This window comes from Streptomyces sp. NPDC057697 (genome assembly GCF_042799335.1).
Taxonomy (GTDB): Bacteria; Actinomycetota; Actinomycetes; order Streptomycetales; family Streptomycetaceae; genus Streptomyces.
The window spans coordinates 184,280-207,925 of record NZ_JBHVJA010000010.1; the positions used below are offsets into that span (position 1 = coordinate 184,280).

Consider the following 23,646-nt stretch of genomic DNA (forward strand, 5'->3'; position numbering starts at 1 on the left):
AGGCCGGGGGCTCTCGTCCGCCCGCCGTGGGCCGGGGCCTTCGCATGTGCTTCGAGGCCGTGGGCTTTTGCGTGCGCGCCGGGCCGGGAGGCTACCCGCGTGCACGGTCCGCGCCTGCGCAGACCGCCCCGCACACGAAGTTATCGGGCATTTGCCCCCAACTCCCGCCGATTAACGAACAGTTGTGTATTCCATTCGGACAAGAAGTGGTCAAATAAATGTGAGGTATTTGTTAGCGCACCGTCAATCTCGCTCATTCGGTGGCACGCTCTCGGCTCGTAACCCCCCACGGAACGAGCAACGGAGAGCGCATGACCCCCCACATGAACACCCGTCGCGCCGCAGCCCTGGCCGCCGTGGCCGCGATGGTCGTCGTCGGCCTCCAGAGCGGTGCGGCGAGCGCCGTGCCCGGCAACGGCAATGACGGCCCCTCCGCCACTCACAGCGTCGTCCCCTTCAGCGCGAACAAGGCCTCGCAGCGCGGCGCCGCCATCAAGGCCGCGCAGAGCGAGGTCTCCTCGACCGCCGACTCGCTCGGACTCGGCGGCAAGGAGAAGCTGATCGTCCGTGACGTGATCAAGGACGCCGACGGCACCGTCCACACCCGGTACGAGCGCACCTACGACGGTCTGCCCGTGCTCGGCGGCGACCTCGTCACCCACACCGCCCCCGGCGGAAAGCTCAAGGGCGTCACCAAGGCGACCGAGGCCCGGATATCCGTGCCGTCCACGACTCCGAAGATCAAGACCGCGGCCGCCGCCCGCAAGGTCATCTGGGCGAACTCCGGCAAGCCCGTCCTCGCCCTGGAGACCGTGAAGACCGGGGTGCAGAAGGACGGCACGCCGAGCCGGGTGCACACCATCACCGACGCGATCACCGGCAAGAAGCTCCAGAGCTACGAGGCGGTCGAGACCGGCATCGGCAACAGCCAGTACAGCGGCGAGGTCCAGCTCTCGACCACCGCGTCCGGCTCCGGCTTCGAGCTGACCGACGGCGACCGCGGCGGCCACAAGACGTACGACCTCAACCAGGGCGAGAGCGGCACCGGTGACCTCGTCACCGACGACGACGACACCTGGGGCGACGGCACCGGCAACGACCGCCAGACCGCCGCGGTCGACGCCGCCTACGGCGCCGCGCAGACCTGGGACTTCTACAAGTCGGCGTTCGGCCGCGACGGCATCGCCGGTGACGGCAAGGCCGCGTACTCGCGGGTCCACTACGGCGACGCGTACGTCAACGCCTTCTGGGACGACAGCTGCTTCTGCATGACGTACGGCGACGGCGCCGACAACAAGAGCGCGCTGACCGCCCTGGACGTCGCGGGCCACGAGATGAGCCACGGCCTGACCTCGTCCACCGCCAACCTCGACTACTACGGCGAGTCCGGCGGCCTGAACGAGGCGACCAGCGACATCCTCGGCACCTCGGTCGAGTTCGCCGCGAACAACAGCACCGACGTCGGCGACTACCTCATCGGCGAGAAGATCGACATCAACGGCGACGGCTCCCCGCTGCGCTACATGGACCAGCCGAGCAAGGACGGCGGCTCGGCCGACTACTGGGACAGCAGCGTCGGCGACCTCGACGTGCACTACTCCTCCGGTGTCGCCAACCACTTCTTCTACCTGCTGTCCGAGGGCAGCGGCGCGAAGACCATCAACGGGGTCGACTACGACTCCCCGACCGCCGACGGCTCGACCGTCACCGGCATCGGCCGGGACAAGGCCGTCCAGATCTGGTACAAGGCCCTCTCCGAGTACATGACGTCGTCCACCGACTACGCGGACGCCCGTACGGCGACCGAGAAGGCGGCGACCGACCTGTACGGGGCGGACAGCGAGGAGCTCGCCTCCGTCGACGCCGCCTGGAACGGCGTCAACGTGAAGTAGCCCGCGCGGCGGTACTCCGACGGGAGCCGGTCAGCCCTTCGAGGCGGGCCGGCTCCTGCCGTACAGCCAGGTCTTCCACAGCCCCGTCAGGTCCTTGCCGGTCGTCTTCTCCACATAGGCGGTGAAGTCGGCCGTCGACGCGTTGCCGTGCCGGTGGGCCTTGGTCCAGCCCCGGATGAGCGCGAAGAAGCGCCGGTCGTCGTCCACAGCCTGCCGGATCCTGTGGATGACCATCGCCCCGCGCCCGTACACCGGCGCCTGCGAGATGTCCGCGGCGGTCGGCGGATCGGCCGGCGGGAAGGCCCAGTTGGCGTCGTTGTCGAAGGCGGCGTCGAACCGGCCCTGGATCGGCTTGCCCTCCTTGTCGTCGCCCCACAGCCAGTCCGCGTAGGTCGCGAAGCCCTCGTTGAGCCACATGTCGCGCCAGCTCGCGGGCGTGACGGAGTCCCCGAACCACTGGTGGGCCATCTCGTGGACGAGCAGCCGGGCGTCCGGCGGCCCGGCGAAGAAGGGCCGGTTCTGGGTCTCCAGGGCGTACCCCGCGTCACCGGAGCGCTCGACGATCGCGCCCGTGGCGGAGAACGGGTAGGGGCCGAACCGCTCCGTCTCCCACTTCACGATCTCGGGCACCCGGGCGAGGATCCGCGCGCTGTCCGCCGCCACCGTCGTGTCCGCGGCGGTGAACACCTTGGTCCCGCCCGCCATCGTCGACTCCTTCGTGTCGAAGCGGCCGATGGCCACGGTCGCGAGATAGCTCGCCATCGGTTCGGCGACATGCCAGTGGTACGTGGTGGTGGCGCCCGCGGTGCGCCGGGAGGCCAGCTCGCCGTTGGACACCGCCGTCAGCCCCTCGGGGACGGTGACCACGATGTCGTACGACGCCTTGTCGCTCGGGTGGTTGTTGCCGGGGAACCAGGCCATCGAACCGGTCGGCTCGCCGAGCGCGACGGCGCCGTCCGCGGTCCTCAGCCAGCCCTCCTTCGACCCGTCGGGATCGGTGAGCGTCACCGGGGTGCCCGAGTAGTGGACCACCGTGCGGAAGGTCTTGCCCCTGCGCAGCCGGACCCCGGCGTCGGGACGTAGCGTCAGCTCGTGCCCCGCCCGGTTGACCGCGGCCGGGCGGCCGTCCACGGTCGCGGAGTCCACGGTGAGTCCGGCCAGGTCCAGATCGAAGGCGCTCAGGTCCTGGGTGGCGCGCGCGGTGATCGTGGCGGTGCCGCGCAGCCGGCGGGCGGCCGGGCCGACGTCGAGCGCGAGGTCGTAGTGCGTGACGTCGTAGCCGCCGTTGCCGATCTTGGGGAAGTACGGGTCGCGCAGACCTGCGGCACCGGGGCTGCCCTCGACACCGCCGGTGCAGCCGGTGGACGCCGTCAGCACCAGCATGACGAGAGCGGCGACATGGGCCGTGCGGCGTACAGGTGTTCGCTGATCCACACCGGCGATCCTAGGGGTGGAATGCCCGGTTGGCGGGATATCGGCTCACAGGACGGCGATCCCCAGCGGGCGGGTGCCCGCGGCCACCTCGTACGGCGGCTTCGCGCCCGTGAGGTCGACGACGGTGATGCCGTTGCCGTACCCGTCGCGGGTGAAGCCCTCGGTGACGTACGCGGTACGGCCGTCACCGGACACCGCGACGTCCTCGTGCGGCCCGTCCAGCGGTACGACGCGCTCGGCACCCCCGGGGGTCCGGATGGTCAGGGAGGGGCCCTCGTCCTCGGCGAGGATCGGTCCGGTGCCGACGACGAGCAGGGTGCCGTCGGGGGCGAGCGCCGCGCCGTGCTGGTGGGTGTCGGCGGTCATCGGCTCGACGGTGCTCCGGCCGGTGCGCGGATCGAGGACGACGAGCCGTTCGCCCTCGAACGGCAGCAGCAGCTTGCCGTCCTGGGGGCGTACGACGGCGTAGTGCGGCTTCAGCCAGGAGCCGAGGCCGCCCTCGGTGCCGTACGGGGCGACCTCGAAGCGCCGGGTCGCGCGCGTCGCCGGATCCACCGCCGTGACGTCGAAGGAGTCGTGGCCGGTGGCGTACACCTCGGTGCCGTCCGGCGAGACGTCCACGTCGAAGGGGCGGCGGCCGACCGGCACCGTGCCGGTCACCTCGCGCCGCGCGGTGTCGACGATCTCCAGGACGCCCTCGCGGCCGGGCACATTGACGCCGACGTAGACGTGCCGGCCGTCCGGAGCCAGGGCGATCCCCATGCCGCCACCCCGGTACTCGCCCGTCGTGACCGGCCCGGTCCGTGTCCGGTACGCAATCCGGGCGACCCGGGTGCGCTTCGCCGTGTCGACGACCGCGACCCCCTCGGCGGTCGCCACCCAGGCCAGCCCCTCGCCGTCGACGACGAGGCCGTAGGGGGCGGTGCCGACCTCGACGGAGCCGAGGGTGGGCCGGCCGTGGCCGGGGGCCGGGTCGACGAACGTCACGGTGTCGCCGCCGAAGTCCGCGACGAGCAGGGTGCCGGGCGGGGTGGCGGCCCCGCCCGCCGAGGGGGCCGGGGCGGGGGCCGCGGGGGCGCCGCCCGGCGTGCGGGACGCCGCCGGACCGGCGGGCGCACCGGCCGCGCAGCCCGCGAGGAGCAGCGCCGCGGCGAGCGCCGACACGGCGCGGCGCGCGCTCACCGGGCGTTCCTCAGCAGCGCCGCGATCCGGGCGAAGCCGCGCCGCTCCGCGTGCTCCAGCGCCGTCGTCCCGTCGCCGTCCGGCAGATCCGCACGCGCGCCGGCCGCCAGCAGGAGCTCGACGACCTCCTGGTGGGCCCGGCCGCCGTCGCCGAGGATCACGGCCTCCAGCAGGGCCGTCCAGCCGAGCCGGTTGACGTGGTCGACGTCGATGTCGGTGGCCCTCAGCAGCTCCCGTACGTAGGCGGCGTGGCCGCGCTCGCTCGCCGGGATCAGCGCGATGCCGCCGAAACGGTTGCGGAGCGTCAGATCGGGGCCCGCGGGCAGCAGGACGTGCAGCATCGGAACGCTGCCGGTGACCCCGGTCGCCAGCCAGGGGCTCTCCTCGCGGCTGTCCTGCGCGTCGGGGTCGGCACCCGCCGCGACCAGCAGCCGGGCGGCCTCGACATGGTCGCCGTGGACGGCGAGGAGCAGCGGGGTGCGCAGCTCCTCGTCACGGCAGTCCGGCCGGGCGCCGCCCTCGATCGCGGTCCGCACCCGGTCGGTGTCGCCGGTGCGTGCGGCGTCGAGCAGTTGTCGATCGAGGGCGTTCATGCCGTACTCCTGTTGCTCGGCCCGGCAGGTGCCGGGCGGGGTCGTTACTTGGCGAGGGAGGCGACGCCGGCGCGGGCGAACTTCTCGTCGAGGTCGCCGCTCGGGGCGCCGGCCACGCCGATGCCCGCGATCGGGGCGCCCTTGACCTGCACCGGGGCGCCGCCCGCGAGGAACAGGGTGCCGGGGATGTCCTTCAGGGTGGGGGCGTTCGTCAGGCGCTGGGCCAGCTCGGAGGTGGGGGCGTTCCAGGAGACGGCGGTGTACGCCTTCTTCGCGGCGGCCTCGTAGGCCTGCGGGCCGGCGCCGTCGCCGCGCAGGGTGAGGACGGTGTTGCCGTTGCGGTCGACGACGGCGACGGAGACCCGCTGGTTCTCCTTCTTCGCGGCGTCGAGGGCGGCCTGGGCGGCCTTGGTGGCGGCGGCCAGCGTCAGGTGGGTGGTCTGCTGGAGGTTGCGGTTCGCGGTGTCGGCCTTGACGGCGGCCGCGGGCGCGGCGGCCGGGGTCGAGGCGCTGGCGGACATCGCGCCGAAGGTCCCGGCGCCGAGGGCGGCGACGACGACGGAACCGGTCAGGACGCGGGTGCGCAGCGACAGCTTCTTCATGGTGTGAACTCCTCAGCGGGGTGGACGAGCGTGTTCGGCTCTGTCATCGATCCTCCGGCCGCATCCGGCACCGTACGGTCGACGGACCGGCTCGACACCGGACGCGGGACGGTCGACGCCCCCATCAGCCGATCGGTTGATGCGGGTGCGGTCGTCCGGGGCGACCATGGACCAGTCCGTGCAGGTCAGCGGCGCCGCTGACGGTGAGGAGCGAGGTACGAGGTGAAGCACCGACCCCCGTCTGCCTCCGGCCCCGGTACGGGAGGGGGTGCGCCCGGTACGGGAGGGGCGTCCGGACCCGGGGTCGGAGATACGTCCGGACCCGGTACGGGAGGGACTTCGCCCAGCGCCGGAGGTACGTCCGGTCCCGGCACGGGAGGGACTTCGCCCAGCGCCGGAGGTACGTCCGGTCCCGGCACGGGCGGGTCCTCCCCCGGTGCGAAGGGCGCGCCCGGTGACCCGGACGCGCGGTGGCTCACGCTGCTGATGCACGCCGCGTTCTTCCTGCTGCTCGGCGCCTCGCTCACCCGCTTCCTGCTGCGCCACCCCGGCGAGGCCCGCACCCCGTGGATCATCGCGCTCTCCGTCGCCCTCGCCGTGCTGTACGTGGTCGGGCCGGTGCTCGGTTCGCGTCCGACACCGCGTTCGCTGGTGTGGCTGGGGGTGCTGGTCGCCGTGTGGATGGTGCTGGTCGTCCTCGCGCCGAGCTTCGCGTGGTGCGCGGTGCCGCTCTTCTTCACCGGGCTGCGCATCCTCCCGCCACGCGCCGCGCTCGCGCTCGTCGCCCTGCTCACGCTGTTCGTCGTCGCCGCTCAACTGCGGCTGGCCGAGGGCTTCGACCCGAATCTGGTACTCGCCCCGCCCGCCGTGGCTGCGGTCGCGACGGCGGTCTTCGTCCATATGCAGCGCCAGGCCGAGCGCCAGCGCGAGCTGTCCGAGCGGCAGCGCGAACTCATCGACGACCTGCTGCGCACCCGCCGCGAACTGGCCGCCACCGAACGCCGCGAAGGCACCCTCGCCGAACGCCAGCGGCTCTCGATGGAGATCCACGACACCCTCGCCCAGGGCCTGTCCAGCCAACAGATGCTGCTCCAGGCCGCCGACCGCACCTGGGACGCCGACCCGGCGACCGCCCGCCGCCACGTCCGTACCGCCACCGGCATCGCGGAGCGGAATCTCGCCGAGGCCCGCCGCTTCGTCCACGACCTGGCACCGGCCGACCTCGCGAAGGGCGGCGGTCTGGAGGCGGCCCTGCACGCGCTGGCCGCCCGCGAGACGGCGCAGGGACAGGGGCGGCTCACCGTCCGCTGCCATGTGGAGGGAGAGGGACAGACCGCGCTGCCCGACCGGGTGCAGTCCGCACTTCTGCGCATCGCCCAGGGCGCCCTGGCCAATGTGAAGGAGCACGCGCACGCGACGGAGGCGGCGCTGACCCTGACCCATCTCGACGACCGGGTCGTCCTGGACATCGCCGACGACGGGCGGGGCTTCACCCCCGCCGGGAGCGCCCGGACCACCGGCAGTGTGCGCGGTCACGGGCTGCCCGCGATCCGCGCCCGGCTGCGACAGCTCGGCGGCACGCTGACGATCGAGTCCGCACCGGGCGAGGGTACGGTGCTGTCCGCCGCCGTTCCCCTCACCCCCGCCGCCGCCCCGCCGCCCGTCCCGGAGGACCTCGCATGACCGCGACGCCGCCCGTACGCATCCTGCTCTGCGACGACCACGTCGTCGTACGCGCCGGTCTGCTCGCCCTCCTCGGCAGCGAACCGGACATCGAGGTGGTCGGCGAGGCCGGCAGCGGGGAGGAGGCCGTCGCCCTGGCCGCCAAGCTCACCCCGGACGTCGTCCTGATGGACCTCCAGCTCGGCAAGGGCATCGACGGCGTCGAGGCCACCCGCCGGATCGCCGCCACCGGGGTCCATGTGCTGGTCCTCACCACGTACGACACGGACGCCGACATCACCCGGGCCATCGAGGCGGGCGCCACCGGCTATCTGCTGAAGGCGGAGCGCCCCGAGGAGCTCTTCGCCGCGATCCGCTCGGCCGCCCAGGGCCGTACGACGCTCTCCCCGCCGGTGGCCAGCCGCGTCATGGCCCGGATGCGGAAGCCCCTGCCCACCCTCACCGACCGCGAGCTCGACATCCTGGCCCAGCTCTCCCAGGGCCTGGGCAACCGCGACATCGCCCGCGCCCTGTTCATCAGCGAGGCCACGGTCAAGACCCACCTCGGGCGGATCTACGACAAGCTCGGCGTCGACACCCGCGCGGGCGCCGTCGCCGTCGCCAAGGAACAGCGGCTGCTGCCGTAGCGCCCGGCCGGGGCGCATCGCTCGAAGCACCGGGCAAGACATCACGCAAGGCATCACGCGAAGCACTGCGCAAGACATGGTGCAAAGCACACGGCGCAAGGCATCGTACGAAGCACCGGGCGCGGCACCGCCGCCTGCCAGGCCCGGCTTCGCCGGACAGCCCCTGGGGCCCCGGCCGTCCCGGGGCGTCCCCGGCCGTCCCGGGGTGTCCCGGCCCCTGCGGCCGCCCCGGCGCCGGGGCCTCGGCGGGCATGACACCATCGAAGCGTGCTCGACATCGGCTACTCCCTCTCCCGACGCTTCCCCGATCCCCCGCAGACCGACTACCGCCGCGCGGACGTCCACGCCCTGCGGCACGATCTGTTCTCCGGGGACGTCTACCTCGCGGACACCAAGGAGGACCGCGAGGTGTCCACGGCCTGGGGATGGGTGCCGGTGCTCGACTTCGCGTGGGCGCTGTGCGACATCGTCGAGCAGATCGACCAGGACCCGCGCGGCAACCGCTCGCACCGCAGGCAGTTCGCCGAACTGGACTTCACCGAATCGTCCGACCGGATGCTCTTCGAGCGCCGCTTCGGCTGGGTCGACGTCGAGGCGGACTGGATGCCCGGCGAGGAGCCCCCGCTCACCTTCAGCCACTCGCTGCTGCGCCGCGAGGCCCGCGACTTCCTGCACGATCTGATCGCCGACCTCGCCGACCTGCACGAGGGCCTCGCCGACAACCCCGTGATCTGGGACCTCCAGGCCCGCTTCCCCCGCGTCTGACCCCGCCCCGCCCGGGTCGGGGTCCGGGGGACGGGTGTCGGGTCCGGGCGTCGGGTCCGCAGGACGGGTCGGGGTCCCAGGTCCGGGGCCGGGGACCAGGCCCGGGGCACAGGTCCGGGGCCGGGGCCGGGGCACAGGTCCGAGTCCGGGTCCGGGCCGACCTCCGTCCCCGCCCGCCCCGTCCACGCCCCTGCCCCTCCCCCGTCCCGCCGCCCGGGGCCTGGCGCCCGGGGCCTACGCCTCCACCCGCACCCCGATCTGCGCCGCGAACGCCGGCGCCAGCTCCATCAGCTGCGCCGGGCTGATCACCGCACCGGACAGCCGCTCCACCCCCCGAGCGATGTCCAGCTCCGCGACCGAGCGCAGGTCCACCGACTCCATCCGCACGGAGCTGAAGTCGGCCCGCTTCAGCACACAGTCACGGAACTCCACCCGCACCAGCTGCGCGCCACCGAAATCCGGCTCGGACAGCACGCAGCCCTCGAACACCACGTCCTTGAGCCGCGCCTTGCGCAGATTCAGGTAGTCGATCTTGCCGCCGCGCACGAGCACCCGCTCCAGCACCGCGCCGTGCAGCTGCACCCCGCCCAGCCGGGCGTCCACCACCTCCACGTCGCGCAGCGAGGCCCCCGCGAGATCGGTGCCCACGCCCCGTACGCCCGTCAGCACCGAGTCGATGAAGCGGGCCCTGACCAGCTCCGCGCGGTCCAGCGCGCAGTGGTCCAGGGCGCAGTCCATGAACCGGGCGCCCGGACCCGACTCGTCCGCCAGATCCGCGCCCTCGAACCGCACTCCGTCGTAGTCCCCGTCCGGCTCCAGGCCCTCGCCGTCGTACGGAACGAGGTGCGGGAGCCGCACCTCCGGCCGCCGAGCCGCCGCGATGGTGTCCGTCTTCCTGCTGTTGCTGCGCGCCATGCCCCCATCGTGACCCATGCCACTGACAACGCCCCCGATGCCACCGGCACCGCCCCTTCAAGGACGTCCCGGGCCCGTGAGTTCCTTGCGCATCAGCGTGCACATCGTCTCGTGGCGGCGCAGCGAACCGTCCGGCGCCTGCTCGTCCCATGCGTCGGGCTTTCGGTCGTAGGCGGTGTAGCCCAGCCGTTCGTACAGCGCCCGCGCCCGGGGGTTGGACTCCTCCACACCGAGTTCGGCCTGTCGCAGACCGCGCCCCCTGATCCGGAGTTCCGCCGCTTCGACCAGGAGGGTGCCGATCCCGCAGGACTGGAGGGCGGGGTGGACCGCCAGCTGCCACAGGGTGCCGACGCCCTCCTTGACCCGGTAGTCGATGCCGCCCTTCGCCACGGGAATGTCCGTCACGGAGCAGACCGCGAGGTAGTCCACCTCGCCGAGCCGGGCGCGTTCCAACTGCCGGGCGACACCCGCCAGATGATGCGCGGACCCGGACCACCCGCAGGACGCGAGGTCCGCGGGCACCAGATCGCGTACGGACAGTTCCAGCACCACACCGGCCATCGTCATCCCCCTCGGGCTCCCCTTCGGGCTCCCCTCGGCGGGCCAGCATCCACGCCGACAGAGCGGACCGCAAGGCGAATTCGGCGGGACCGACCACCACGGGCCGCAACACGGCACCCACAACACCGCCCACGGCACAACGTCCACAACGCCACCCAGCCCCGCCCACGACAAGGCGTCCGCCGCACCGCCCAGCACCGCACCGCACCGCCCACGACACGACACCAGCCGAACCGCCCAGCACCGCACCGCCCAGCACCGAACCGCCCAGCACCGCACCGCACCGCCCACGACACGACACCAGCCGAACCGCCCGGCACGCCCCCGCCGCGCGCGTCAGGACCGCCCCCGGGTCAGTCCCGCCCGAGCAACCGCCGCGCGATCTCCGCCTGGTTCGGGTCCAGTCGCCGCCCGCCGTCCGCCACGTCCCACAGCGCGTTCTGCAACACCCTCCCCAGCGTCCAGGCCAGCGCCCGCTCCCGGTCCAGGCCCGCCGCACCCGCCAGCAGGTCGAACCGCCACCGGACCTCCGCCGGATCGAACCGGTTGGCCAGGGCCGGCAGCAGCTCGAAACCCGGGTCCCCGGCCAGTGGCTTCGGGTCGATGGCCACCCACCGCCCCGCCGCGTCGGCCAGCACATTGCCGTAGTGCAGGTCCCAGTGCAGCAGCCGGTCCCCCGGCTCCCCCGCGACCTCCCGCACCGCGGCCGCGCAGTCGGCGAGCAGCCGTGCCTCCGCCGCGTCGGCCAGCTCCGCCACCGCCCCCGGTGCCGCCGCCAGCATCCGTTCCGCCAGGTCCCCCAGCCCCCGCAGTCCGCCGTCCGGCGGGGCGGGCACGGAGGTCAGCCGGGCGAGCAGCCCGCCCAGGATCCGCGTCGCCTCGCGCACGTCCGCCACCGTCTCCAGCGAACGGTGCCCTTCCAGCCGCTCCAGCAGCAGCGTCCCCGTCGCGGCATCGTGGTCCAGCAGGCCCACGGCCCCCGCGTCCGCCCCGCCCCACACCCGCAGCGCGACCGGCTCGCCCGCCGTCTCCTCGTCCACCGGCTGGAGCTTCAGCGCCGCCCGGCGGCCGTCCGCCACCCGCACCACCGGAAGCACCAGCGCGCACACCCCGTGGAACGCGCCGCCGTCCCGCCGCAGCCCCCACCGGTCCAGCAACTCGGCGGCCCGTCCCGGCAGCGCCGCCAGGAATGCCCGCCCGGCGGCGCCGTTGTACTTGGACTGGGTGGCGATGAGCCCCTCCGGAATGTCGATCACGCCGACGATCGTAGGGCCGTGCGTCAATCGGTTATGACTCCGAGCAGCCCCGCACCGCCCACCCGGCGCCGCACCACCGCCGGCTCGTGGCTCCGCAGCGCCGGCTACTGGATCCGCAGCGCACCCGGCACCTACCTCTGGCTGTCCGCGCTCTTCGTCACCACGGTCATCGTCCACCAGATGTCACCGGGCTTCGAAGAGGACTTCCTGCGCCAGCGCTCCACCAACATCCATGAACTCTCCCAGGACCCCGTACGCGTCCTGATCGCCAGCGCCTTCTGGATCGACGGCGGCCTCTGGTTCCCGTACGCCGTCCTGTACACCGTCTTCCACGCCCCCGCCGAGCGCTGGCTCGGCACCCTGCGCTGGCTCGCCGTCGTCGTCCTGGCGCACGTCCTCGCCTCCCTCGCGAGCGAGGGCGTCCTGGCCTGGGCCATCCGGTACGGGCACATGGCGCCGTCGGCCGCCAACACCCTGGACGTCGGCGTCAGTTACGCCCTCGCGGGGGTCGTCGCCGTCCTCACGTACCGCATCCCGGCGCCCTGGCAGTACGTGTACCTCTTCGCCGTCCTCGTCTTCTACGGCATCCCCCTCGTGGCCGGCCACACCTTCACCGACGTCGGCCACTTCACCGCCGTGCTCATCGGCCTCGCCTGCTATCCGCTGACCCGGCCCCGCTCCCAGTCCGGGCCCCGGACCCGGTCGGGACCCCGGCCCCCGTCCCGGCACAGGACGGGAACGCCCGTGGCGCAGTAACGTCCCGCCCCAGAGAGAAACCAGGGCCCCGCACGGGGCCCGCAGCGCACGTCACCCAGACCTCACACAGGGCTTCACACCGGACAAAGCAGGGGCAACATGAGCACCGTCAGCACCGTCAACGGCGGCATATCGTTCTGGTACGCGGACCGGGGCACCCCCCTCGCCCGGGAACCCCTGCCCGGCGACACGACCGCCGACATCTGCATCGTCGGCGGCGGATACACCGGGCTGTGGACCGCCTACTACCTCAAGAAGGCCGTTCCCTTCCTGAACATCACCGTCCTCGAAGCCAAGTTCTGCGGCTACGGCGCCTCCGGACGCAACGGCGGCTGGCTGTACAACGGGATCGCGGGCCGCGACCGCTATGCGAAGCTCCACGGCCACGAAGCCGCCGTCCGGCTCCAGCAGGCCATGAACGAGACGGTCGACGAGGTCGTACGGGTGGCCGCCGAGGAGAACATCGACGCCGACATCCACCGGGGCGGGGTGCTCGAAGTCGCCCACACCCCCGCCCAGCTGGCCCGGCTGAAGGACTTCCACTCCGTGGAGATCGCCTTCGGCGAGACGGACCGGGTGCTGCGCGGCGCCCGGGAGACCTGCGAACGCGTCAATGTCACCGGCGCCGTCGGCTCCACCTGGACCCCGCACGGCGCCCGGCTGCACCCGGTCAAGCTCGTCCAGGGGCTCGCCGCGACCGTCGAGGCGCTCGGCGTCACCATCCACGAGTCGACCCCCGTCACCGAGATCAAGCCCAAGCACGCGCACACCCCGTACGGCACCGTCCGCGCGCCGTACGTCCTGCGCTGCACCGAGGGCTTCACCGCGAACCTCAAGGGCCAGCGGCGCACCTGGCTCCCCATGAACTCCTCGATGATCGCCACCGAGCCGCTCCCCCGGTCGGTCTGGGACACCATCGGCTGGGACGGCCGCGAAACCCTCGGCGACATGGCCCACGCCTACATGTACGCCCAGCGCACCGCCGACGACCGCATCGCGCTCGGCGGCCGGGGCGTTCCGTACCGCTTCGGCTCCGGCACGGACAACGACGGCCGCACCCGGCCCGCCACCGTCGAGGCCCTGCGCGACCTCCTCGTCCGCTTCTTCCCGGCCACCGCGGGCGCCCGTATCGACCACGCCTGGTCCGGGGTCCTCGGCGTCCCCCGCGACTGGTGCGCCACGGTCACCCTGGACCGTTCCACCGGGCTCGGCTGGGCGGGCGGGTACGTCGGCTCGGGCGTCGCCACCACCAATCTCGCCGCCCGCACCCTGCGCGACCTGATCCAGCAGGACTCCGGCCAGTCGGGCCCCACCGAGCTGACCGCGCTCCCCTGGGTCGGCCACAAGGTCCGCCGCTGGGAGCCGGAGCCCTTCCGCTGGCTCGGCGTGCACGGCATGTACGCCGCCTACCGCGCGGCGGACCGCCGCGAACTGACCTCGCCGCGGGCCGGTACGGACCCGGTGGCGAAGGTCGCGGACCGGCTGGCCGGCCGGCACTGAGCGACCGCCGTACGACGAGGCCGGTGCCCCGCGGGGCACCGGCCTCACGCGCGTCCCGGCCCCGATGGGCGGCCGCGCCCCGACTCCCACCACCACAACACCTGCGGCCAAGGCCAAGGCCACGACCACGACCACCCGATAACTGAACAAACGTTCAGCACCCGCACGCATTGACATGGGCGATCCCCACTCCGAATACTGACTACTCATTCAGTAAGGAGCCTGTGCAGTGCCTGGACACCCCATGCCGGAACCCCCCGCCGCCACCACCCCGATCACCGGCGGTGAGGCCCTGGTGCGGGGGCTCGCCGCACATGGCGTGACCCGGGCCTTCGGCATCCCCGGCACCCACAACCTGGAGATCTACCGGCACCTGGCCGACTACCGCATCGACCACCTCAACCCCCGCCACGAACAGGGCGCGGGCTACGCCGCCGACGCCTACGCCCGGGTCAGCGGACGGCCCGGCGTCACGCTCACCACCACCGGCCCGGCCCTGCTGAACATCGCCGCCGCCGTGGGCCAGGCGTACTCCGACAGCGTCCCGCTGCTCGTCGTCTCGCCCGGCATGCCGCTGCGCCACCCCCGGCAGTCGACCGGCCTGCTGCACGAGATGCGCAGCCAGACCGAGGCGCTGCGGGGCGTCGCGGCCGTCAGCCACCGGGTCTCCTCGGTCGAGGAGATCGGCGTGGCGGTCGCCCGCGCCTTCACCCTCTTCCGTACAAGGCGCCCCCGCCCCGTCCACATCGAGATCCCCCTGGACCTGCTCACCGCCGCGGAACCGGCCGGTCCGGTACGGATCGCCCCGCCTGCGGCGCCCGCCACGGCGGACCCGGCGGCGCTCTCGGCCGCCGCCGGGGCGCTGCGCTCGGCCGCCCGGCCCGCGCTCGTGCTCGGCGGCGGGGCGCGCGCGGCCGCCGCCGAATGCCTGCGCCTGGCGGAGGAACTGGGCGCCCCCGTGGTGACCTCGGCCAACGGCAAGGGGATCGTCGCGGAGACCCACCCGCTGTCGCTCGGCGTCTCGCTGCACAGCCCGGCGGTCCGGGACTGGCTGGCCGGGCGCGACGTGGTGCTGGCCATCGGCACCGAACTCGCCGAGTCCGACCTCTGGGAGCCCCTGCCCGCACTCGGCGGCACCCTGATCCGGGCCGACATCGACCCCGCCCAGATGTACGCGGGACCGCCCGCCGACATCCCGCTGGTCGGCGACGCCCGGTCCACCCTGCGCTCGCTCCTCGCCGCCCGCCCCGACGGAACCGAGGCACACCCCGACACGCACCTCGACGCACACTCCGACACGCACCGGGCCGTCGCCGCGCTGCGCGCCGAGCGGGACGCCGGGACGCGGAGCGAGGACGCGCGACTGCTGCCGTACCTGGCGGCGATCAGGTCGGCGCTCCCCGCGGACACGGTGCTCACCTCCGACAGCGCCCAGTGCTGCTACTACGGCGCGCTCCCGCATCTGCCCGTCGCCCCGGAGGGCCGCTATCTGCACCCGACGGGCTTCGGCACGCTCGGCTACGCGCTGCCCGCAGCCATCGGCGCCAAGACCGCGGACCCGGCCCGGCCGGTCGTGGCGCTGAGCGGCGACGGCGGCCTCCAGTTCTCCGTGCAGGAGCTGGCCACCGCCGTACAGCTGCGGCTCCCGCTGCCCGTCGTGGTCTTCGACAACGGCGGCTACGGCGAGATCCGCGACGAGATGGTCTCCCGCGGCGACCGCCCCACCGCCGTCGACCTTCCCCCGGTCGACCTGCCCGCCCTGGCCCGCGCCTACGGCGGCCACGGCGTACGCGCCGACTCGCCCGAGGCGCTCGCCGAAGCACTGCGCCGGGCGCTGGACACCCCCGGCCCCACCCTCATCACCGTCCCCCAGGAGCTCCCCCGATGACCACCTCTCCCGCCACCACCGCGCCCACCGCCCCCCTGATCACCCTCACCTGGACCGACCAGGAGACCGGGCACCAGGGACACCTGGTCATCGACCGCCTGGTGCGCGGCGTCTCCAGCGGCGGACTGCGGATGCGCGCCGGCTGCACCCTGGAGGAAGTCGCCGGGCTGGCCCGCGGCATGACGATGAAGGAGGTGCTGCACTACGACCCGGAGCGCCGCTACATACCGCTGGGCGGCGCCAAGGGCGGCATCGACTGCGACCCGCGCGACCCCGCCGCCTACGGCGTCCTCGTCCGCTACCTGCGCGCCGTGCGCCCGTACATCGAGCACTTCTGGACCACCGGCGAGGACCTCGGCCTCACCCAGGACCTGGTCGACCGGGCCGCCGCCGAAGCGGGCCTGGTCTCCTCCATCCAGGCGGTCTACCCGCTCCTGGACGACGAGGAGGCGGCCCGGAGGCGCCTCGCGGACGCGTTCGCCATCGAGGTGGACGGCATCGGTCTGGACGAGCTGGTGGGCGGCTGCGGAGTCGCCGAGTCGGTGCTCACCGCGCTGGACCGGGCCGGCGTCGCCCACCGGGGCACCCGCGTCGCCGTGCAGGGCCTCGGCACCATGGGCGGCGCCACCGCCCGCTTCCTGGCCCGCGCCGGACTGCGCGTCGTCGCGGTCGCCGACATCAAGGGCACCGTCGCCAACCCCGACGGCCTGGACGTCGAGGCCCTGCTCGCCGCCCGCGACGGCCACGGCACCGTGGATCGCGCCGCGCTCCGCCCCGAGGACCGCGAACTCCCGGCCGACGCCTGGCTGACCACCGACGCCGAGGTACTGGTACCGGCCGCCGTCTCGTACGCCGTGGACGCCACCAACCAGGCGGGCATCACAGCCCGTTGGATCGTCGAGGCCGCCAACATGCCGGTGCTGCCCGAGGCGGAGGCCCTGCTGGCCGCCCGCGGCATCACCGTGCTCCCGGACGTCGTCGTCAACTCCGGTACGAACGCCTGGTGGTGGTGGACCCTCTTCGGCGACATCGGCGCCGACGCCGACGAAGCGTTCACGTACACCCGCCGCTCCATGCGTGCCCTGGTCGACCTCGTCCTGGCCCGCGCCGAGGCCGAGGACACCACCCCCCGGTCCGCCGCCCACACCCTGGCCGCGGACCGACTGCCGGTCGTCACGGAACGCTTCGGCCGGTTCCGCTGACGACCGGAAAGAGCTTGCGGGGAACGAGTCATTTCCGAACCCCGATTCCCCGCAAGCCTTTTCGATTCCCGCAAGCGCCGAATCAGCGAATCACCAACTCACCGACCGATTCGACGGGAATCCCTCACTTCACGAGCCGGATCGAGTTGTACGGGGTGTAGTTGTAGTCGGCGTACGTATTGGCCTGCTGGTACCCGTCGCAGTTCTTCCCGTCGGCGTCGTAGCAGTTACGGGCGGTGGCGCCGCCGGTCTGGTGGTTGTAGATCCTCTTGGTGCCGATCTGGTTGTAGATCTTGTGGGCACCGTAGGAGTAGAAGATGTACGTGGGGTTGTCGTTGGCCCAGCTGCCGTTCGGGTAGAGGCAGACCGCCCCGGACGGGCAGCCGTGGATCGACGCCGCGGCCCCCGCCGCCGCGGCGCTCCCGCCGAACGACAGCACCGATCCGCCCGCGACCAGTGCGGCCGCCGCGACCGTCGTGACGACACTGTTCCGAATCCTGCGCATGTGTGTTTCCCCCTTGATTCCGGTACCGCGGCCTTGGTCCGGGCCGCGGCTCCTCTGCGTTTACCGCTCATTTATGAGCGGCTCACATCATGGAAGCGAGGACGGCCGGGGGGCCAACAGTTTGCAGCACAGGGAAAACATCCAGTTCATCAAACATCCAGTTCATCAATCGGGGGAACGATGAAACTGCGCATCCACTTCACCGCGGACGATTTGGCCCGGACCACGGTCGCCGCCCGCCCGGACGACATGTGGGAACTGGTCAACAGCCTGCACATCCTGCAGTGCCCACGCCCACCCGCCCAGTACGGCCCCTGGCTCCGCCACGTCCGCCGCCGGTGCGCGGGACGGGACCTCAGGGCCCGCGTCCGCCATGTGACCGCTCTCGTCCCCCGCCGGGGCGACTTCCCCGACTTCCTCACCCCCTCGGGCGCGGACAGTTTCAGCACCTCGCTCGACCTCATCCACGCCACCCCGGCCACCCGGCTCCGCGCCGAACTCGCCCTCCACTTCCGGCGCCGCACCCCACCGCCATGGGCCCGCCGGCTCGCCGAGGGCGACCACACGGCCCGACAGGAGCTGCGGGACGCCCTCAGCACCTGCTTCCACGAACTGCTCGCACCCCAGCTCCCACTGATCGCCGAGACGTTCCACCACGAACGCGCCCAGCACAGCCGGGACGTCCTGGAAGGCGGCGTCGAACAACTCCTGCGCACCCTGCCGCCGTCGATCCGCTGGACGTCCCCGACACTGACCGCCGACTACCCGCACGACCGCGACCTGCATCTGCACGGCCGGGGCATCACCCTGGTCCCTTCGTTCTTCTGTACGAGGACCCCGGTGACGCTCATCAACCCGGGCCTCCCCCCGGTGCTGGTCTACCCCGTGGCCCGCCGCCCCCTGCCGGAACCGACCCCCGAGGGCCTGACCGACCTGCTGGGCCGGACCCGCGCCCAGATCCTCCACGCCCTGACCCCGCCCTGCTCGACGGGCGAACTGGCCCTCCGCACCCACGTGTCCATCGGCACCGCGAGCAAGCACGCCTCGGTCCTGCGCAGAGCGGGCCTCGTCACGAGCACCCGCAGGGGCTGCACGATGCTGCACGCCCTGACCCCACTCGGCCAGGAACTGACCCGCCGCCCCACCCGCTGAACGGATCGGGGCGAGTCCGCCGGAGGGGGTCTTCGGCGTCGCCCAGGCCGGATTCCGGCGTGAACCGGGACGGTGGTTCCGCAGTGGGGAGCGACAGATGGCCAGGTCAGCACCAGATGGCGGGATCACCCTCTCGCCGCCCCGGGTGAGGGTGTTCTACTGTGGACGACTCAGCGCAACGAGTGACAAGCGTTGCCAACTGGCCGCGAGGGCGAGAGAACGTACGGGGACTGGCGTGCAGAACGTGTTTGTCGACCGTGTCGAACCCATGGAAGAGCTCCGCTCCATGTTGCAGTCCCTCAGCCGGGGACGCGGCGGCGCTCTGCTGGTGGAGGGCGTCTCCGGAATGGGGAAGACGTCACTGCTCGGCGAGTTCGTCCGGCGCACCGGTCGGGCTGACGGCATGACAGGGGCGTGCCGCGTGGTCACCACGCGATGCCACCCCGGTATCGGCCCCGGGCTGATGTACGGGCCGGTCATCGACATCCTGATGCAGCTCGACGCGCAGTCGCAGCAGCCCGGCTTCCTGCGACGCGTGTTGGGTGCGACCGGCCGGAGCGCCGCGCGTTCCTTGCCGGAATTGCTCTCCGCGCTCGTCCCCGGGCTCGGCACCGTTCTGACGATCGGGCGGGAGGTGACCGAGGCAGCGCTCACTTCCGGCTCCATGCCGTTCGACTCGCTGTTGCCGTTCCAGCAGGGTGTCGCCGCACAGATCGTCGACGCCCTGCTGAAACTCGCGAGTTCGGGCCCGCCCACGGTCCTGGCCATCGACGATGTCCAGAACATCGACCCCAGCAGCCTGCTCGTTCTGGACCGCCTGCTGCGGGTGCTGCCCTCCTCTCCGATCAGCCTGGTGCTCAGCCATGCCATCGGCGAGACCCACGACAGCGCGTCCGACAGCGTGGAGCAGCTGCTGAGGCGATGGGAGAGCGAGACGCTCATCCGGTCGCACTCGCTGAGCGGGCTTCCGGACGAGGCCGTGGCGGAGCTCGTCGAGTTCCGCCACCCGACCGCGCCTTCCACACTTCCGGACAGCCTGAGCCGGCTGACTGCCGGGCACCCCATCTTCGTACAGCTCTGCCTCGACGAGTGGCGCCCTGGGGACGGAGAGCGTGTTCCGTTGCCGGAGAGTCTGTCGCGGGTCGTGGAAGACCGGATGCGACGGCTCTCCCCGGAGGACCAGACACTGCTGGTCACGGCTGCCACCCAGGGTTCGACGTTCCTGTCCCGTACCGTGGCCGACGCCGTCGGCGCCGCTCACGACGAGGTCATGGAACGGCTGCGGCGGATCGCCCGCTCCCAGCGACTGATCACCCCCGTGGCAGAACCGCCCGCCTGGGCCCGACATGACCCGTCGGACTGCTACACCTTCCAGCACCAGGCCCTGTGGAAGGTGCTGTACGACCAGCAGAGCACCCAGCAGACCCGGTCCCGGCACGCACGGATCGCCCGCTCGCTCGCCTCCGGAGACAACGGGTCGTCGGCTTCCCTGGAACGGCGTCTGGAGATCGCCCGCCATCTGGAGGCGGGCGGACCGGAGTGTCTGGCCGACTCGGCCGCGGCCCACTATGCCCTGGCACGTTCAGCGGCCATCGACGGACTGTCCTTCGCGGAGGCCGAACGGCACTGCGAGAAGGCCATACAGGCGGCACGTGCCCTCCCTCAGGACGGGACCGGGCGGGACCGTCGACTCGTCCAGTCGATCGAGCTACTGCTGTCCCTCACCGAGGTGCGCTGGCGTGGCCAGCACGACTCCAGCGGTGGGCCGCACATCGACACGCTCGCCGCCGAGGCCGAGCGGGCGGCCTCCCGTGTCGGCGACCCCGAGCTCGTCTCCCGTACGACGCTGCTGCGTGGCAAGACACTCATGGCCACACAGGGGCTGGTGCCCGGCTTGGACAAGCTGCGTGACGCGGTCGAGATCGCGGAGGCGCAGAACGACCCGGTCGCCTTGTTCGTCGCCAAGGTCGAATACGGGCGCCAAGCCTCCAAGCGGAAACTGGAGGACGGGCTGGAGCAGCTGCGGGAGGCGGAGGAGCTGTACGCCGCCGAGCCGCGGCTCGGCGGCGGCCATGATCCGGTGCTCCAACACGCCCGCAACCTCAACGAGATGCAGTTGGGCATCACGCTCTTCGACCACGGGCGGCTCGGGCACGCCCTGACCCGGCTGCTCCGCTGCACCGACCGACTGCGCGACGAACCACTCAAGGCCGAACTCCCCATAGCACTGAACTACTTGGCGCAGGTCCGGACAGGGCTCGGTCAATATGAACAGGCCGAGCAGGTACTGAACGAGGCCCGTGACCACGAGGCGGCCCGGGGTGGGGACAGCGGCTGGCACGCCTACAACACCGCGCTGCTCGCCCTGCTGCTCGCCCGGGATCCGCGACGCCGCGGGGAGAGCCTGACCCTGGCCGAGGACGCCTGGCTGGAGACCGAGCGCACCTGGCTGATCAACCTCGTACCGATCGTGCGCAACCTCTACGCCCAAGTGCTGCTGGAGACCACCATCGACTCCACCGAGCAGCTGGAAGCCGCCCATCGTCTCGCCACGGACACCATCGTGGAAACACGGCGTACCGGCATGGTTCGTAGCGAGATCGCCGCACTGTCCTTGTGCGGGCGGGTCCGGTTCAAGCAGGGCGAGACGGCCTCGGCCTCACACTACGCCCGTGAGGCCGTACAGCTCTTGGCCCGGACCGGCGACATGCCCGCGCTGCGCAGCGAGGAAGTCCTCTACCACGCGGCCCGCACCCTGCATGCCACCGGCGCCCAGGACGAGGCCCAGCACATACTGCAACAGGCCCGCAGCAAGGTGGCGCAGAAGGCCGACAGCCTCGACGAACCCAGCCTGCGCCGCTCCTTCCTTGAGGCAGTCTCGCTCAACCGAGCCGTCGTCCACGGTGAACTGGAGGATGAATAGCCCGCCATGCCTTACATGCCTCTTGAGAACGGAAAGCCGCTCGGACACCTGGGGTTCGGTGTGGCCGGGATGCTGACCATCACCAAGGAATTCCACTTCTCCGCCAGTCACGTCCTCGACAAACTGCCGTCCTGGCACAAGTGCGCCCGCATGCACGGCCACAACTACATCGTCATGATGGAGTTGTCGGCCCGCCCCGAAGACCTCACCGAAGCCGGATTCGTCCGTGACTACGGCGATCTCGACACATTCAAGAGGTGGCTCGACGACACCCTCGACCACCGCCACCTCAACGACGCCATGAAGGGCATCTCGCCTTCGGCCGAGAACATGGCCTTGTGGATCTACAGCCAATGGTCGGAGAAGTACCCCGAGTTGGCGGCAGTGTGGATCTCCGAGACCCCGAAGACCTGGGCGATCTTCCGAGAGCCGCCCCGGGATTCCCGGGCCCACGAGCAGACCGGTCGCTAGTGCCCCTGGGCGCCTCTCGCCATGCGGCTGCTACAGCCACCTGGTCAGCTGCCGAAGCAGCCCGTTCCCGCCGGTCGGCTGCGGGCCATCGGCCTGAGTCCGTCCCACTGGGTGGCGTCCACAAGTCGGTCCACCCCGACTACCGCCATCACCGCGATGGCGCCGGGCGGAGCCGGTCGTGACCGAGGTGCGCGCCGCAGACAGCAGGCCACCGGTCGGCCACCGGAAGGCGCCCAGCGGGGCATCCAGGCTGACGCGCCGAAAGAATCAAGGTCACGGAATGGGAAAAACCCCAGGTCACGGGCTACGTGACCTGGGGTCCACGCCGAGCCCCCTGTCGGATTCGAACCGACGACCTACGCATTACAAGTGCGTTGCTCTGGCCAACTGAGCTAAGGAGGCATGCCGAAGCAGTGTAACCAACGCCGCACCCTGCGCGGTCCCGGAATTTCGTGGCCTTCGAACTACTGACAGATTCGAAATGGCCAGGTAGCGTCGCTGAAGGTTCACGCAAGTGGACCAGACCACTCCCGCACTCGGATCGTCCGGCACGTTCCTGCCGGTGGAGGAGAAGATCCAGCATGGCCAGTGTCACGTTCGACAAGGCGTCCCGCGTCTACCCCGGCTCCACGAAGCCGGCCGTGGACCAGCTTGAGATCGACATCGCGGACGGTGAGTTCCTCGTCCTCGTCGGTCCTTCCGGTTGTGGCAAGTCGACCTCCCTGCGCATGCTCGCGGGTCTTGAGGACGTCAACGGCGGCGCGATCCGCATCGGTGACCGCGACGTCACGCACCTGCCCCCGAAGGACCGGGACATCGCCATGGTGTTCCAGAACTACGCGCTGTACCCGCACATGACCGTCGCGGACAACATGGGCTTCGCGCTCAAGATCGCCGGGGTCAACAAGACCGAGATCCGGGCGAAGGTCGAAGAGGCCGCCAAGATGCTGGACCTCACCGAGTACCTGGACCGCAAGCCGAAGGCGCTCTCCGGTGGTCAGCGTCAGCGTGTCGCGATGGGCCGTGCCATCGTGCGTGAGCCGCAGGTCTTCCTCATGGACGAGCCGCTGTCGAACCTCGACGCCAAGCTCCGTGTCTCCACCCGTACGCAGATCGCCTCGCTCCAGCGCCGTCTCGGCATCACGACCGTGTACGTCACCCACGACCAGGTCGAGGCCCTCACCATGGGCGACCGGGTCGCGGTCCTCAAGGACGGTCTGCTCCAGCAGGTCGACTCGCCGCGCAACATGTACGACAAGCCCGCGAACCTCTTCGTGGCCGGCTTCATCGGCTCCCCGGCCATGAACCTGATCGAGGTCCCGATCACCGACGGTGGCGTGAAGTTCGGCAACAGCGTCGTCCCGGTCTCCCGCGAGGCGCTCTCCGCCGCCGCGGACAAGGGCGACACCACCGTCACGGTCGGCATCCGCCCGGAGCACTTCGACATCGTCGAGCACGGCGGCGCCGCCGCGAAGTCCCTCTCGAAGGACAGCGCCGACGCCCCGGCCGGTCTGGCCGTCTCGGTCAACGTCGTCGAGGAGCTCGGCGCCGACGGCTTCGTCTACGGCTCCGCGCGGGTCGGCGGCGAGGACAAGGACCTGGTCGTCCGCGTCGGCGGCCGCGCCGTCCCGGAGAAGGGCACCAAGCTGCACGTCGTGCCGCGCCCGGACGAGCTGCACGTCTTCTCGACCTCCACGGGTGCCCGTCTCACCGACTGACGCCCGCACACGCACCACCACG

20 protein-coding genes and 1 tRNA gene are annotated in these 23,646 nt (G+C 71.9%); 12 read left to right on the forward strand and 9 right to left on the reverse strand.

All coding sequences use genetic code 11. The features are described 5' to 3' along the window. Positions 1-311 precede the first annotated feature (311 nt). Positions 312-1,892 carry a M4 family metallopeptidase gene (locus ACFVFH_RS24845; RefSeq protein ID WP_383772435.1) on the forward strand — a complete coding sequence of 527 codons (1,581 nt, stop codon included), beginning with the start codon at positions 312-314 and terminating at the stop codon, positions 1,890-1,892. 30 nt (positions 1,893-1,922) lie between these two features. Here ACFVFH_RS24845 and ACFVFH_RS24850 read toward each other — a convergent pair whose 3' ends face one another. Genes ACFVFH_RS24850 through ACFVFH_RS24865 form a run of 4 tightly spaced genes read right to left on the reverse strand, consistent with a single transcriptional unit; the run spans position 1,923 to position 5,703 of the window. Further along, positions 1,923-3,326: a M1 family metallopeptidase gene (locus ACFVFH_RS24850; protein WP_383772437.1), complete on the reverse strand. Its 1,404-nt coding sequence runs from the start codon at positions 3,324-3,326 to the stop codon at positions 1,923-1,925. Positions 3,327-3,371: 45 nt separating this feature from the next. After that, positions 3,372-4,508: a hypothetical protein gene (locus ACFVFH_RS24855; protein ID WP_383772439.1), complete on the reverse strand. Its 1,137-nt coding sequence runs from the start codon at positions 4,506-4,508 to the stop codon at positions 3,372-3,374. Further along, positions 4,505-5,101: an ankyrin repeat domain-containing protein gene (locus tag ACFVFH_RS24860; RefSeq protein WP_383772441.1), complete on the reverse strand. Its 597-nt coding sequence runs from the start codon at positions 5,099-5,101 to the stop codon at positions 4,505-4,507. Before ACFVFH_RS24860 ends, ACFVFH_RS24855 begins: the two co-directional genes overlap by 4 nt. A 44-nt stretch (positions 5,102-5,145) precedes the next feature. After that, complete coding sequence (locus tag ACFVFH_RS24865) at positions 5,146-5,703, reverse strand: heme-binding protein (protein ID WP_383772443.1); 558 nt, start codon at positions 5,701-5,703, stop codon at positions 5,146-5,148. A gap of 222 nt (positions 5,704-5,925) precedes the next feature. On the opposite strand from ACFVFH_RS24865, the gene ACFVFH_RS24870 reads away from it, so the two are divergent. The 3 genes from ACFVFH_RS24870 (at position 5,926) to ACFVFH_RS24880 (ending at position 8,777) form a co-directional block, all read left to right on the forward strand. Continuing rightward, entirely contained in the window at positions 5,926-7,386 is a 1,461-nt protein-coding gene (locus ACFVFH_RS24870; protein ID WP_383772445.1) for a sensor histidine kinase, read from the forward strand. Then, on the forward strand, positions 7,383-8,012 hold the full coding sequence (locus ACFVFH_RS24875) for a response regulator (protein WP_383772447.1): 630 nt from the start codon (positions 7,383-7,385) through the stop codon (positions 8,010-8,012). Before ACFVFH_RS24870 ends, ACFVFH_RS24875 begins: the two co-directional genes overlap by 4 nt. A 267-nt stretch (positions 8,013-8,279) precedes the next feature. Continuing rightward, positions 8,280-8,777 (forward strand): hypothetical protein, encoded by a 498-nt coding sequence (locus tag ACFVFH_RS24880; RefSeq protein WP_383772449.1) that lies wholly within the window; start codon positions 8,280-8,282, stop codon positions 8,775-8,777. Between the two features lie 234 nt (positions 8,778-9,011). Here the strand turns inward: ACFVFH_RS24880 and ACFVFH_RS24885 are convergent, their stop codons facing one another. The 3 genes from ACFVFH_RS24885 to ACFVFH_RS24895 form a co-directional block, all read right to left on the reverse strand. Next, positions 9,012-9,692, reverse strand: coding sequence for a pentapeptide repeat-containing protein (locus ACFVFH_RS24885; protein ID WP_383772451.1), 681 nt, complete (start codon positions 9,690-9,692; stop codon positions 9,012-9,014). A gap of 57 nt (positions 9,693-9,749) precedes the next feature. Next, a complete protein-coding gene (locus ACFVFH_RS24890) occupies positions 9,750-10,253 on the reverse strand; it encodes a GNAT family N-acetyltransferase (RefSeq protein ID WP_383772722.1) in 504 nt (167 codons plus the stop codon). Between the two features lie 353 nt (positions 10,254-10,606). Next, complete coding sequence (locus ACFVFH_RS24895) at positions 10,607-11,518, reverse strand: aminoglycoside phosphotransferase family protein (RefSeq protein ID WP_383772724.1); 912 nt, start codon at positions 11,516-11,518, stop codon at positions 10,607-10,609. A 24-nt stretch (positions 11,519-11,542) separates the two neighbouring features. Between ACFVFH_RS24895 and ACFVFH_RS24900 the strand changes: the two genes are divergently transcribed. The 4 genes from ACFVFH_RS24900 (at position 11,543) to ACFVFH_RS24915 (ending at position 16,855) form a co-directional block, all read left to right on the forward strand. Then, on the forward strand, positions 11,543-12,265 hold the full coding sequence (locus tag ACFVFH_RS24900; RefSeq protein WP_383772453.1) for a rhomboid-like protein: 723 nt from the start codon (positions 11,543-11,545) through the stop codon (positions 12,263-12,265). Positions 12,266-12,364: 99 nt separating this feature from the next. Continuing rightward, positions 12,365-13,765 (forward strand): NAD(P)/FAD-dependent oxidoreductase, encoded by a 1,401-nt coding sequence (locus ACFVFH_RS24905; RefSeq protein ID WP_383772454.1) that lies wholly within the window; start codon positions 12,365-12,367, stop codon positions 13,763-13,765. A 244-nt stretch (positions 13,766-14,009) separates the two neighbouring features. Continuing rightward, a complete protein-coding gene (locus ACFVFH_RS24910; protein WP_383772456.1) occupies positions 14,010-15,653 on the forward strand; it encodes a 5-guanidino-2-oxopentanoate decarboxylase in 1,644 nt (547 codons plus the stop codon). Then, positions 15,650-16,855 (forward strand): Glu/Leu/Phe/Val dehydrogenase dimerization domain-containing protein, encoded by a 1,206-nt coding sequence (locus tag ACFVFH_RS24915; protein WP_383772458.1) that lies wholly within the window; start codon positions 15,650-15,652, stop codon positions 16,853-16,855. Before ACFVFH_RS24910 ends, ACFVFH_RS24915 begins: the two co-directional genes overlap by 4 nt. Before the next feature lie 124 nt (positions 16,856-16,979). Here ACFVFH_RS24915 and ACFVFH_RS24920 read toward each other — a convergent pair whose 3' ends face one another. Continuing rightward, a complete protein-coding gene (locus ACFVFH_RS24920) occupies positions 16,980-17,360 on the reverse strand; it encodes a hypothetical protein (RefSeq protein ID WP_383772461.1) in 381 nt (126 codons plus the stop codon). A 180-nt stretch (positions 17,361-17,540) separates the two neighbouring features. Between ACFVFH_RS24920 and ACFVFH_RS24925 the strand changes: the two genes are divergently transcribed. The 3 genes from ACFVFH_RS24925 (at position 17,541) to ACFVFH_RS24935 (ending at position 21,906) form a co-directional block, all read left to right on the forward strand. Continuing rightward, positions 17,541-18,512, forward strand: a complete 972-nt coding sequence (locus tag ACFVFH_RS24925) for an ArsR/SmtB family transcription factor (protein WP_383772463.1) — start codon at positions 17,541-17,543, stop codon at positions 18,510-18,512. Positions 18,513-18,747: 235 nt separating this feature from the next. Beyond that, positions 18,748-21,435, forward strand: coding sequence for an ATP-binding protein (locus ACFVFH_RS24930; protein WP_383772464.1), 2,688 nt, complete (start codon positions 18,748-18,750; stop codon positions 21,433-21,435). A gap of 69 nt (positions 21,436-21,504) precedes the next feature. Continuing rightward, positions 21,505-21,906, forward strand: coding sequence for a 6-pyruvoyl tetrahydropterin synthase family protein (locus ACFVFH_RS24935; protein WP_383772725.1), 402 nt, complete (start codon positions 21,505-21,507; stop codon positions 21,904-21,906). Positions 21,907-22,234: 328 nt separating this feature from the next. Here ACFVFH_RS24935 and ACFVFH_RS24940 read toward each other — a convergent pair. Next, positions 22,235-22,308, reverse strand: a tRNA-Thr gene (locus tag ACFVFH_RS24940). Between the two features lie 179 nt (positions 22,309-22,487). Between ACFVFH_RS24940 and ACFVFH_RS24945 the strand changes: the two genes are divergently transcribed. Then, positions 22,488-23,624, forward strand: coding sequence for an ABC transporter ATP-binding protein (locus ACFVFH_RS24945; protein WP_093540284.1), 1,137 nt, complete (start codon positions 22,488-22,490; stop codon positions 23,622-23,624). Positions 23,625-23,646: the final 22 nt, after the last annotated feature.